We start from the raw sequence: 12,694 nt of genomic DNA, 5'->3' as shown, positions 1-12,694 counted from the left end.
TGATTTTTACAATGTTACACCCTGTTTAAAGATTGCCATATCGTGGAATCCGGCGATTTCGGATTTTACTTCTTTACCGGAAGCAACTGCGATAACTTCATCGAACAGTTTTTCTGCCAGTTCAGGAAGAGTATCCCCTTCTACCAGGGTTCCACAGTTAAAGTCGATCCAATTCTGTTTTCTGTTATTTAATGAAGAATTGGTAGAAATCTTCATAGTTGGTACAGGACATGCGAACGGTGTTCCACGACCTGTAGTAAACAGCACAATGTGTGCACCGGAAGCAGCCAGTGCAGTAGAAGCAACCAAGTCATTTCCAGGAGCACTTAAGAGGTTCAGACCTTTTGTCTGAACCTGTTCTGCATAAGACAGTACGTCCATGACCGGAGCGCTTCCGGATTTCTGAGTACAGCCAAGAGACTTGTCCTCAAGAGTGGAGATACCACCTTTTTTATTTCCAGGAGACGGGTTTTCATAAATTGTCTGATTGTGACTCTGGAAATATTGTTTAAAGTTATTGATCAGATCAACTGTCTTTTCAAATAATACTTCGTCTTCACAACGGTTCATTAGCTGAGTCTCAGCACCGAACATCTCAGGTACTTCTGTAAGAACAGTACTTCCGCCTTTGGAGATAAGAAGATCGGAAAATGCTCCTACGACCGGGTTGGCTGTGATACCGGAAAGTCCGTCAGAGCCACCGCATTTCATACCAATGACCAGTTCGCTGCAGTCAATGTCTTCACGTTCAAAGCTTCCAACATAAGCGGACAAATCTTCGAGAATGTTAAGTGCATCAGCAATCTCATCTTCACTTTCCTGAGCAACAAGGAAACGGACACGTTTCGGATCATAGTCGCCGATGTAATTCTTCAGTACATCAATATTACTGTTCTCGCAGCCGAGTCCAAGAACAAGGACACCGCCGGCATTCGGATGATTGATCAGATCAGACAGAATCTTGCGGGTATTCTCCTGATCATCTCCCATCTGAGAGCATCCATAAGGATGTGGGAATGCAAAAATTCCTTCTACAGATCCCTGTACATACTTCTGAGCCTTGCGTTCGATCGCAGTAGCAACGTTATTTACACAGCCTACAGTCGGAATGATCCAGATTTCATTACGGATGCCGACTTTTCCGTTCGGTCTGCGGTATCCTCTGAAAGTGCGAGGAGCTGTCGGGGTAAGTTCTGTAACAGAACGATCATAGGTGTAAGTAAGCAGATCTCCAAGTCCAGTCCGAATATTATGTGTGTGAATCCAGCTTCCGCAGCTGATGTTCTCCTTTGCAATACCAATTGGACAGCCATACTTGATAACCTGAGCATCAGCAGGAATATCAGTCAGAGCAAACTTGTGTCCCTGGGGAATGTCCTCACGGAGAGGAACCTCTGTACCGTCCACATCTAATGTACGATTTGCAGATAAAGGAGTAAGTGCAACTGCAACGTTATCATTCTGGTGAATTTTGATAAATTCTTTCATGATCAAATCCTTTCTCTTAAAAAATGATGTTAGTACTAGTAAATGATGAAGGAGACATTAAAAATTCTAATCATCATGAACTCACGATGAAAGGTATATCTCCGACATCTGAATTTGTTATAAAATAAACGTGTAAGCGCTTACACTAAAAATACATCATTTTGATGTTTAGGTCAATAAAAATGACAAATCAATTTTGCCCAAAAAGCATTTTTGGAAAAATGCACAAAAACAAGATAACAAATTTGTCGAAAAGATTGCTTAAAAACCATTGATTTCATATGTGTAGTTGGGGTAAAATGTAATAAATGTAAGCGTTTACAATACAGACGATGCAAGCATAGAACACAGGAGGAAAGAAAAATGAAGAAATTTATGGACGAGGATTTTCTATTAACAAGTGATGCGGCAAAAAAACTTTATCATGATTATGCAGAGAACATGCCGATTGTAGATTATCATTGCCATATTAACCCACAGGAGATCTGTGAAGATAGAAAGTTTGAAAATATCACACAGGTATGGCTCGGAGGAGACCACTACAAGTGGCGTCAGATGCGTTCCAATGGTGTAGATGAGAAATATATCACAGGTGATGCTACAGATCGTGAAAAATTCCAGAAATGGGCTGAGACTCTTGAAAAACTGATCGGTAATCCACTGTATCACTGGAGTCATCTGGAGTTAAAGAGATACTTCGGATATGAAGGATACTTAAACGGTGAGACAGCAGAGGAAGTATGGAATCTTTGCAATGAGAAGCTTGCACAGGATGATATGACCGTAAGAAATATCATTAAAAAGTCAAATGTAAAATTAATCTGTACAACAGATGATCCGATTGACACTCTTGAATATCATGAGAAACTTGCAAAAGACGATACATTTGATGTAAAGGTACTTCCGGCATGGAGACCAGATAAGGCTATGAATCTGGAGAAACCAGAGTATCTTGATTACCTTAAAAAGTTAAGTGAAGTCAGTGGAATTGAAGTAAAGAGCTTCAAGACTCTGATCGAGGCGCTTGTAAAACGTATGGACTATTTCCAGGAGAGAGGCTGCTCTGTATCAGATCATGCTCTTGAGTATGTAATGTACGCACCGGCTTCCGAGGAAGAAATCGAGGCAATCTACAGCAAACGTCTTGCAGGTGGAGAAATCACAAAAGAAGAGGAACGGAAAGTAAAGACAGCCTTTATTCTTGCAGTTGGAAAAGAGTATCATAAACGTGACTGGGTAATGCAGCTTCATTATGGTTGCAAACGTGACAATAATGTAGTACGTTATAAACAGCTTGGACCAGATACAGGATATGACTGCATCAACAACTATGCACCATCTTCAGAAATGGCAGATATGTTAAATGCACTGTCTGATACAGATGCACTTCCAAAGACAATTCTGTACTCTCTGAATCCGAACGACAATGAGTCTATCGGAACAATCATCGGATGCTTCCAGAATGAGAAGACCGTTGGAAGAATCCAGCAGGGTAGTGCATGGTGGTTCAATGATCACAAAGTTGGAATGACAGCTCAGATGACATCACTTGCAAACCTTGGTATTTTAAGTAACTTTGTAGGAATGCTTACAGATTCCAGAAGTTTCTTATCTTACACACGTCATGAATATTTCAGACGTATCCTTTGCGAGCTGATTGGAGGATGGGTAGATAATGGAGAGTATCCGGATGATTACAAGACACTGGAGAAGATTGTAAAGGGAATTTCTTACAACAATGCAGTGGAGTACTTTAAATTTGACGTATAGGAATTAGAAGCTTAGTAGGAGTTTTTGCATATGGCAGTGAATATTTATGATGTCGCAAAATTATCGGGAGTGTCCATTGCGACTGTTTCAAGAGTGGTAAATGGAAGTACAAAGGTCAGTGAGAAGACCAGAAGAAAGGTTCTTGATGTGATGGAACAGTGTGGCTATACGCCAAATGTGTTTGCAAGGGGACTTGGACTGGATTCTATGAAGACCATCGGGATTTTGTGCCCGGATATATCGGATGCATTTATTGCACAGGCAGTGGCATTCCTTGAAGAACGTCTGCATCAGTATGAATATGACTGTATTTTGGGATGCAGTGGTTATGACCTGGAAGCGAAAGAGACACATACGAAAATGTTACTGTCGAAACGGATTGATGCGCTTATTCTGGTAAGTTCTACTTATGCAGGTCGGGAAGGACACCCGGAAGATGTGGAATACATAAAAGAAGCTGCAAAGCAGACACCGGTATTTCTGATCAATGGATTCGTAGAAGGAAAGAATATCTACTGTTCTTTTTGTGATGATTTTAAGGCAACATATGATGTGACGAGTGGATTTATCCGTCGAGGAAAGAAGAAAATCTTATTCTTGTGTGATTCCTATTCATACAGCGCATCGAAGAAGATGGCGGGGTATGAGGCCGCTCTTCGCGATGCCGGATATCCGATTCGCGGAGAATTAAAGTTCTATACAAAGAACAGGATTCATCATGTCAGGGATATGCTTCTTTCACATAAGAATCTGGAGTTTGACAGTGTTGTTGCAACGGATGACGGACTCGCGATTGGAGCACTTAAGTATGCGAATGTGAAAGGACTTAAAGTACCAGATGATATTGAAATTGCAGGATATAATAATTCGCAGCTTTCGGTAGGCTGTGAACCGGAATTAACTTCTGTGGACAATCATCTGGAGAAGATGTGTAATGACACTGTAGATTATATGTTACGGGTTCTGCAGGGAGATACTGATGTGCCACCGCAGAATGAAGTTGTATGCGAAATCAAAAAGAGATGTACGACGGATTTTTAAAGCGTGAAACTTAAAAATTAATTAGGAAAGTTTTTAAATTAAAAAGAAATAAAATAATTGCCAGATAACGATTCTAGGAAATAGATCGTTATCTGGCATTTCTTATTCTCTACAATGATTCATGATAAAAAGCTATTTATAATTCGCTCTGTTCAATTAAAATGTTACTGTCCCAATTCAGCAAGTAACTGCTTTTTAGTATTTAATAGAAGCTTTTTATATTGGGTAATTTGCTTATCTTTCATGCGGTCCTTTGGAGCAGAGATGCTGATAGCATATGGCAATTTGTGGTGTACACAGCCAAGGGATACAGCAATGCACCGGACTCCGATTTCCATCTCCTCATTATCCATGGAATATCCGTTGTTACGAATTGCAGCGATGACCTCTAAAAAGGTATTGTAGTCAGTAACAGTATTGGCTGTATAAGTGTGTAATTCGCTCTGTTCCCAAATCTGACGGATCTGGTCATCATCCATATCAGCAAGAATTGCCTTACCGACACCGGAACAGTAAAGAGGGATTGTTTTTCCGACCATAGATACCATACGAACAGAATTATGTGGTGCTTCTACTTTATCGATATATACAGCGTTGATTCCTTCCATCTGTACGAGGTGAACAGTTTCGCCGGTCTGTTCAGCAAGATCCTGAATGTAAGGCCTTGCAATATCAATGAGACTGTTATGTGAAAGGACCTGATTAGAAAGACTGCAGATCTTAAAGGTAAGACTGTACTTGGAAGTATCCGGATCTTGTTTTACATAGTCCATGCAAATTAAGGAATTTAAAATGCGATGGACAGTACTTTTATTTAATTCCAGTTCATTACTGATATCAAGAAGACCGGAAGGTCCGGATCTGGCAAGCAGTTCAATAGTCCGGAAAATTCGGTCAGAGACCTGGATTGGATTTTTCTCACTCAATGTTATAACTCCTTAGATAAAACTATTTACAGTGGGATAACAGAGTTCCTCACTGTCTGTCATCTATTGTAGCATGATATAGAAGAAAGAGCAAAAAAAACTTGACTTTTTTATGAGTTCGTGTATAATTCATAGTAAAGAAAGGTTCACGATATGAAAATAGATTTCATAATGTGAAACCAAACATATAACCCCATAAGTAATTATATATCATCATCAGAACAGGCAGTCCAAAAGGACTGCCTGTTCACTTTCAAGAATGCTGTTTATTCAAAATAAGACTGCTTAAATTGCCTTCATGGGTTGTTATCTGTCAGTGTTCTGCATAGATAAAATCTGGTCGATAATGTGGAATGCAACCTCTTCTTTGTTCATAATTGGAAGTTTCAGAACTTCTGTATCTGTAATCATTGTGACAACATTGGTGTCCGTCTCAAATCCAGCTCCGGCAACTTTCAGATTATTTGCAACAACCATGTCAAGGTTCTTTTTTGCCAGCTTCTTTCTGGAATTCTCCAGCATATTTTCCGTTTCCATAGAGAAGCCGCAGAGGAATTGGCCGGGAACTTTATGTTCTCCAAGATATTTTAAAATATCATCTGTACGTTCCAGCTCAATGGAAGTGGAAGAATTCGATTTTTTGATTTTCTCATCAGCTATGTGGACTGGCCGGTAATCAGCAACAGCGGCAGCTTTGAAGATCATGTCCATACCGGCACTTCTTGCAGTAACCTCTTCGTACATATCTTTAGCAGAGATGACAGGGACGGTCGTTATAAATGGCGGTGGAGTAAGAGCAGTTTTACCTGTGACTAAAGTTACATCTGCACCGCGAAGCATACACGCTTTCGCGAGGCTGTAGCCCATTTTCCCGGAGGAATGGTTGGTGATATAACGCACTGGATCGATTGCCTCCTGAGTAGGACCGGCGGTGACCAGTACTTTTTTCCCACGCAAGTCTTTTTTACATGCTATACATTTTAAAATATATTCGAATAAATCTTCTGGTTCCGGCATCTTTCCGGCACCGACATCACCACAGGCAAGCCAGCCATTAGCCGGAGTGATGACCTCCATACCATATTTTTTAAGAAGCTTTAGATTGTCCTGAGTGACAGGATTCTCATACATTCCTGTATTCATGGCAGGAGCAATGATCTTAGGAGCTTTGCTTGCGAGAATAGTTGTAGTGAGCATATCATCAGCCAGTCCGTGTGCAAGTTTTGCAATTACATTTGCAGTTGCCGGAGCAACCATGATGACGTCTGCTTTCTGAGCAAGAGCAACGTGTTCTACTTTGAATTCAAAATTGCGGTCGAAAGTATCTACAATACATTTATTGCGCGTCAACGTTTCAAATGTGATTGGATTAATAAAATTAGTGGCATTCTGGGTCATAATAACATGAACACAGGCACCGGTCTTTACAAGACGGCTGGCAAGCATGGCACTTTTATATGCAGCAATCCCACCGGTAACACCTAATAGAATGGTTTTATCTTTTAACATCATAGAAATAAACCTCTTTCTCTTTGTATGATTTATATTGATGTTGGGGGCAAAAGCCCCAACTATGATGCCTACGGATTGTTCCGTGCTTTGCACTCCCACAATCCTCCCAATTATTCGCATATCGTGGGATTGCCATCCCACTTTTAGGCTCATATTGGGGCGGGTCCCAAGGTCTTTCATCCACTTATGAGCAAGCTCATGTGGATTTAGACCTTTTGACCCTGGCATCTTTATATTTCAACTATAGCGTGTTTGGCAGTCTCTTGCAAGATGAGGAGACACAAAGGGATGACTTTTTTTTGAGAAAATGTTAAAATTAGTGAAACAGTTCTGGAATATCAGGATATTTAGAGAGAGGAGAAAAGAATATGAAAAAAGCAGCGGTATTTTTGATGATATTAACGATAAGTGTTTCTAGCGCAGCGTGTGGCAATAAAGAAAAGGATGATAATCAGGCAGATGCGAAGACGGAACGAAGCCAGAATGCAGACAATTCTAAAGATAATGATAAAAGTGATACTCAGACGAAAGCGGCAGACAATAAGATGTACGAGTTATCTTCGGAGGACGATGTATGGACTATAAAAGTATCTGCACCAAAAGGATGTTCAGAGACAGACTTTTCTTCGGACACGGCAAGAGCATTTGAACGTATTGGAAATGTAGATGGAAGCAGTCTGCAATATGTGATGACTCTTAGGAATGCAGATATTTCCACTGTAGAAAGTGATATGAAGGAAGAAGTACAATATCTGTATACTGCAAATTCTGATGATACGATTCCGGCAATGGATACACAGAGCAGTGAATACAATGGGAAAAGGTGGAATTATTTTTCCTATAATATGGAAGAGTTGAGTGGTTATCGTGTTTGGGTAGAATTGTCAGATGGTGATGTGTTTGCCTGTACAGTTGAGTGGATTGGAGAAGAGGAGACACCGGATGATATTGATACGGTCATCAAGACATTGTCTTCCTGTATTGCCGACTATGATGTATAGATTCTTCTTGAAAAGAAATGTACTTAATTTAATACTTGTATCTATAGTAGAACAGATGTTATAATTACTCGGTAATTGTATTGTATCCTGCATGGCAGGAATGATAACAAGGAGGTAATTGAATAATGAAAACAAAAAAACACGACACTCAGTGGATGGTCAGTGTTGCACTTATGGCAGCAATTGTCATTCTTCTGGCGAACACACCGCTTGGAATGATCCAGCTTCCAATTATTAAGGCGACAACCGTACACATCCCGGTAATCATCGGAGCAATTCTGTTGGGACCGTCAGCAGGGGCAATTCTTGGATTTGTGTTTGGTGTATGTTCATTGGTGAGCAACACAATGGCACCAACCCTTTTGTCTTTTGCGTTTTCTCCGTTCATGAGCACTACTGGAATTCCGGGAGCAATCAAGGCAATCTGGATTTCTGTAGGATGCCGTATGTTGATTGGAATCGCAGCCGGATGGTTATGGATTCTCTTTAACAAACTGAAAGTGAATCAGATCATTGCACTTCCAATCGTTGGATTCGTCGGATCTATGGTGAATACGATCACAGTTATGGGAAGTATTTATCTGTTATTTGCACAGCAGTATGCACAGGCAAAGGATGTAGCAATAAGCGCTGTATGGGGACTTGTTATGGGAACTGTTACAGCATCTGGTATTCCGGAAGCAATTGCAGCAGCAGTACTGGTGCTTGCAATCGGAAAAGTGCTGATCCAGGTATTAAAAAGAATGAATTTTTCATTTATTGACGCACAGACAGCAAAATAAACACTTAAATAGGCACGAATACGCCCCGCGGAAATTACCGTGGGGCGTTTGTATAATTTTCAATATTGTTAGAATTACGGATCTGGTAATGGTCTGTGATGGTATTACAGGAAGGGATATTCAAAATATTGCACAAAAAAATTAAAAAAGAGGACAGGACAATGGATAGTTTGGCTTTATAAATAAAAGCTATAACTATCCATTGTCTATCTGTATAATTTAAAGTGTTGACGAAAGTATCATCTTTTGGTAATATCCTACTTAACCGATAGGAAAGAGAGGATATAAAGGAGAGAAGATATGAGTAGTATAACAATGAATCAGAATGTAAAGAAAACTGTACATAATGAAGTATTTGTATCAGAAGGAAAAACAAAGCTATCAGATTTATGGAAGAAAGAAGACTGGCTTGCGGTATGGATTGGATTTATTTTAATTTCAGTCAGTGCGGTTTCCATTCTGATAGGAGGATTTGATTTTTCGGCAGCAAAATTTGATACATGGGGAAATGGAATCAGTGTGTTTGACCAGCTTTCAAAAATAGGCTTCTGGGCTGCACTGGTTAGAACATTTCTTGTACTGGGTATTTTGTTTACTGTTGGTGTAAAGCTTAGAGGCGAATCGGTGAATCAATATGTTCCTGCATATATCGGATTATTTATTTTATCTGTATTTGTAAGATTTATCAGCGCACAGTTTACCTTAAACAGATATCTGGAATGGGCTTTTTGGGCATTGATCGTAGGTCTTGTTGTATCGAATACAGTAGGGGTTCCAAAATGGTTAAAACCTGCCGTACAGACAGAGTATTATATAAAAGCAGGACTGGTTGTTATGGGATTTTCGGTACTTTTTAGCAACATTGTTAATTTTGGATTATATGGACTTGGAATTGCCTGGATTGTCACACCGATCGTTATTATTTTTATGTGGTTCTTTGGAACAAGAGTTTTAAAAATGGATAACAAGCCATTGGTTATTACAGTTGCAACGGCAACATCTGTATGTGGTACATCAGCTGCAATCGCAACAGGAGCAGCTTCAAAAGCAAAGAAGACAGATCTTTCACTTGCTGTTTCAATTTCTATTATTTTTACAGTGATCATGATGGTATTTGAGCCAATTATTATTAAAGCAACAGGAATGAGTGAATTAATGGGAGGTGCTCTGATTGGAGGAACAGTTGATTCTACAGGAGCAGTTACTATAGCAGGTACAGCACTTGGGGCAACTGCACAGACATCAGCAGTCCTTGTTAAATCAATTCAGAATATTCTGATTGGATTTATTGCATTTGCAGTAGCAGTATTTTTTACCACTCGTGTGGAATCAGATGCAAGTGGTAAAGCAACAGAAAATCATGTGACTGCAGCAGAAATCTGGTATAGACTTCCGAAGTTCATTCTTGGATTTTTTGCCGCATCCTTAGCTGCATCATTCATCTTTGTGCCATTGGCAGGGGCAGAGACAGTTTCACAGATTAATACTGTATTGGATCAGTATAAGAACTGGGTTTTTGTACTTGCATTTGTAAGCATTGGTCTGGATACGAATTTTAAAGAGATTAAAGAACAGTTCCAGGGAGGAAAGCCATTAGTTCTTTATGTTGTAGGGCAGCTGTTTAATATAGTACTTACATTTGCTGCAGTATATATTTTATTATCAGGAAAATTCTTCCCACTGCCACATCTTGTATAGAAAGAAGGAATTGCAATGATCAGACATACCGCAAAATTTATATTTCAAATAGTTTTTTATGCTGCACTTGCAGCAGTCGTTATATATATTATGGGAAATGGGCTTGGACTGGTGAATGGACTGGACTTCGGGGCAGGGGCATACTATTATGCCGATATTCCGCAGTTTGGAAAATATGTAAATGGAAGCCATTTTCATACACAGTTTCCAATGTGGTTTCATATAGCACTGTTTCTGATATGGGGCGGTGTTATGTATAAATTTTGGATATGGCTGGATAAAAAATTAAAATAAAGAACAGGAAACGTCTGGAAATCTGGAAAAAATATTTGAAAATAAAGCACCGGGATTTTGTTACACAAGAGTTGCGAACCCGACAGTCACAGCATTTGAGAACAGAATTACAAAGCTGGAAGGTGGAATTGCTTCGGTCGCATGTGCCTCCGGTATGGCAGCGCTTACGAATGCATTTTTAAATATTTTGCAAAGTGGTGATGAGATTGTATCAAGTGCCGGATTTTACGGAGGGAGTATTGATCTGTTCCGTGATCTGGAAACTTTTGGAATTACAACAAAAATGGACCGATGGCTTTTGTAGCAAAACTTCGGAATGGGATTTTTAGAAATACAGGGGCATGCCTTTCTCCGGTCAATGCATATCTGAATCTGATCGGTATTGAAACACTTGGACTTAGAATGGAACGTGAGTGCCAAAATGCACTGGAACTTGCACACTGGATTGCAGAGAATTATTCTGATATAATAGTAAATTATCCGGGACTGGAAAGTAGTTCCTGGCATCATGTTGCAAAAGAACAGTTTGAACATGGATATGGCGCAATTCTTACACTTCGCGTAGGAAGTAAAGAAAAGGCATTTAAATTTATTGACAGTCTTACAATCCCGTATATCATTTCCAACATAGGAGATACAAAGACGCTTAAAAATCAGAGACTAATCAGGAACAAGGTACAGGAGGAGAATGAAAATGGCAGAAAAGGTTGATTATGCTGCATTAAAAAAAGGTGGATTTATGAGACAAAAGCAGAAAGGTTGTTTTTCCTTAAGACTTGCAGTTGTGGGAGGAAATCTGACTGCTGAAAATATAAAGACAGTTGCAGAGGTGGCTGAAAAGTATGGACATGGATATGTGCATATGACTTCCAGGCAGGGAATTGAGATTCCATTTATAAAAGTAGAAGATATCAATGAAGTAAAAGAAGAGCTTGCAAAAGGAGGAGTCGGAACAGGTGTCTGTGGACCGAGAGTCCGTACGATCACAGCCTGTCAGGGCGCAGCTATCTGTCCAAGTGGCTGCATTGATACTTATACACTGGCAAAGGAATTAGATGCAAGATATTTTGGAAGAGAACTTCCTCATAAATTCAAATTTGGTGTTACAGGCTGCCAGAACAACTGCTTGAAAGCAGAGGAGAACGATGTTGGAATCAAAGGAGGCATGACAGTTGAGTGCAATCATGATGACTGTATCCAGTGTGGCGTGTGTGTAAAAGCCTGTCGCGAAGGAGCACTTCGCATGGAAGATGGAAAAATCGTCATCGATAGAGAAAAATGTAATAACTGTGCACGATGTGTAAAGAGCTGTCCAACAGACGCGTGGGTCGGCGAGCCGGGTTATATTGTTTCCTTTGGTGGATTGTTTGGAAATAAGATTTATAAAGGTGAACAGATTGTTCCGATCATCCGTGATAAAGAAACTCTTTTCAGAGTCACAGATGCGGCTATTTCATTTTTTGAAAAGCATGCAAATGCAGGTGAGCGTTTCCGACTGACACTTGAGAGAATCGGAAAGGAAGAATTCAAAAAAGAGGTTCGGGCTGCTTACGAAGGCAGATAGGTGTACTGACAAACAAAATGAAGATAAGAATCGAAAAGGAGAGAAAGAGCATGGCAGAAATACAATTTGACGACCAGGTAGATATTACAGATAAGGTTTGCCCACTCACATTTGTAAAAGCTAAAGTAGCAATTGAAGAGCTGGATGATGGTGAAGTCCTTGCAATTCGAATGAATGACGGAGAGCCTGTTCAGAATGTTCCAAGAAGTATGAAAGAAGAAGGACATAAAATCTTAAAGCTTGAGGATAATGCGGACGGAACTTATACACTGTATGTCAGAAAGGTAGAAGAATAATATGGCAGTACGGATCAACAAGGCTGATTTTGAAGAGAAAGTTTTAAAGAGCGATCTTCCGGTCATCGTAGATTTTTATTCTGATTCTTGCATAGCGTGTAAAAAGCTTGCGCCGGTATTGGGAGATGTAGAAGATGATTATGAAGGAAAATTATATGTATATAAGGTGAATACCAATTTTGATAAAGAGCTGGCAAAAGAATATCAGATAGCAGCGAATCCAACCCTTCTCTTTGTAAAAAATGCAGAAGTATTAGATCGAAAAATAGGAGCACACACTCTGGCAGAGCTTAAGACCTGGGTGGAAGCTTTACTGTAATAA

At 39.8% G+C, this 12,694-nt stretch carries 14 protein-coding genes; 11 read left to right on the top strand and 3 right to left on the bottom strand.

All coding sequences use genetic code 11. The features are described from left to right. Positions 1–6: 6 nt before the first annotated feature. On the bottom strand, positions 7–1,488 hold the full coding sequence (locus tag C7E02_RS09315; RefSeq protein ID WP_105309401.1) for a UxaA family hydrolase: 1,482 nt from the start codon (positions 1,486–1,488) through the stop codon (positions 7–9). A gap of 363 nt (positions 1,489–1,851) precedes the next feature. Here C7E02_RS09315 and uxaC point away from each other — a divergent pair, with 363 nt between their 5' ends. Further along, positions 1,852–3,258 carry a glucuronate isomerase gene (gene uxaC, locus C7E02_RS09310; RefSeq protein ID WP_005340837.1) on the top strand — a complete coding sequence of 469 codons (1,407 nt, stop codon included), beginning with the start codon at positions 1,852–1,854 and terminating at the stop codon, positions 3,256–3,258. Between the two features lie 30 nt (positions 3,259–3,288). Beyond that, positions 3,289–4,299 carry a LacI family DNA-binding transcriptional regulator gene (locus C7E02_RS09305; RefSeq protein ID WP_105309400.1) on the top strand — a complete coding sequence of 337 codons (1,011 nt, stop codon included), beginning with the start codon at positions 3,289–3,291 and terminating at the stop codon, positions 4,297–4,299. 164 nt (positions 4,300–4,463) lie between these two features. Here the strand turns inward: C7E02_RS09305 and C7E02_RS09300 are convergent, their stop codons facing one another. Together C7E02_RS09300 and coaBC are read right to left on the bottom strand one after the other, a co-directional pair. After that, positions 4,464–5,225 (bottom strand): IclR family transcriptional regulator, encoded by a 762-nt coding sequence (locus C7E02_RS09300; protein WP_005340833.1) that lies wholly within the window; start codon positions 5,223–5,225, stop codon positions 4,464–4,466. Between the two features lie 306 nt (positions 5,226–5,531). Next, the gene (coaBC, locus tag C7E02_RS09295) at positions 5,532–6,737 is read right to left on the bottom strand and encodes a bifunctional phosphopantothenoylcysteine decarboxylase/phosphopantothenate--cysteine ligase CoaBC (RefSeq protein ID WP_105309399.1); all 1,206 of its coding nucleotides are present in this window, start codon (positions 6,735–6,737) and stop codon (positions 5,532–5,534) included. Positions 6,738–7,105: 368 nt separating this feature from the next. On the opposite strand from coaBC, the gene C7E02_RS09290 reads away from it, so the two are divergent. From C7E02_RS09290 to C7E02_RS09250, 9 genes are all read left to right on the top strand, one after another. Next, positions 7,106–7,738 (top strand): hypothetical protein, encoded by a 633-nt coding sequence (locus tag C7E02_RS09290; protein WP_105309398.1) that lies wholly within the window; start codon positions 7,106–7,108, stop codon positions 7,736–7,738. Positions 7,739–7,863: 125 nt separating this feature from the next. Further along, positions 7,864–8,520, top strand: coding sequence for an ECF transporter S component (locus tag C7E02_RS09285; protein WP_005335357.1), 657 nt, complete (start codon positions 7,864–7,866; stop codon positions 8,518–8,520). 300 nt (positions 8,521–8,820) lie between these two features. Further along, positions 8,821–10,218 (top strand): YeiH family protein, encoded by a 1,398-nt coding sequence (locus tag C7E02_RS09280; RefSeq protein ID WP_105309397.1) that lies wholly within the window; start codon positions 8,821–8,823, stop codon positions 10,216–10,218. 15 nt (positions 10,219–10,233) lie between these two features. Continuing rightward, a complete protein-coding gene (locus tag C7E02_RS09275; protein WP_005340825.1) occupies positions 10,234–10,512 on the top strand; it encodes a hypothetical protein in 279 nt (92 codons plus the stop codon). Between the two features lie 22 nt (positions 10,513–10,534). Next, positions 10,535–10,816 carry a PLP-dependent transferase gene (locus C7E02_RS09270; protein WP_105309396.1) on the top strand — a complete coding sequence of 94 codons (282 nt, stop codon included), beginning with the start codon at positions 10,535–10,537 and terminating at the stop codon, positions 10,814–10,816. Next, positions 10,804–11,223, top strand: coding sequence for a PLP-dependent transferase (locus C7E02_RS09265; RefSeq protein ID WP_005340822.1), 420 nt, complete (start codon positions 10,804–10,806; stop codon positions 11,221–11,223). Before C7E02_RS09270 ends, C7E02_RS09265 begins: the two co-directional genes overlap by 13 nt. Next, positions 11,207–12,076: a 4Fe-4S binding protein gene (locus C7E02_RS09260; protein ID WP_029732106.1), complete on the top strand. Its 870-nt coding sequence runs from the start codon at positions 11,207–11,209 to the stop codon at positions 12,074–12,076. The genes C7E02_RS09265 and C7E02_RS09260 overlap by 17 nt, the downstream gene beginning before the upstream one ends. Before the next feature lie 50 nt (positions 12,077–12,126). Beyond that, positions 12,127–12,372 (top strand): sulfurtransferase TusA family protein, encoded by a 246-nt coding sequence (locus tag C7E02_RS09255; RefSeq protein ID WP_005340819.1) that lies wholly within the window; start codon positions 12,127–12,129, stop codon positions 12,370–12,372. Between the two features lies 1 nt (position 12,373). Beyond that, positions 12,374–12,691: a thioredoxin family protein gene (locus tag C7E02_RS09250; RefSeq protein ID WP_105309395.1), complete on the top strand. Its 318-nt coding sequence runs from the start codon at positions 12,374–12,376 to the stop codon at positions 12,689–12,691. Positions 12,692–12,694 lie beyond the last annotated feature (3 nt).

Source organism: Dorea sp. Marseille-P4042 (assembly GCF_900290215.1).
Lineage (GTDB): Bacteria > Bacillota > Clostridia > Lachnospirales > Lachnospiraceae > Dorea > Dorea formicigenerans.
This window is presented reverse-complemented; position numbering and strand designations above follow the sequence as displayed.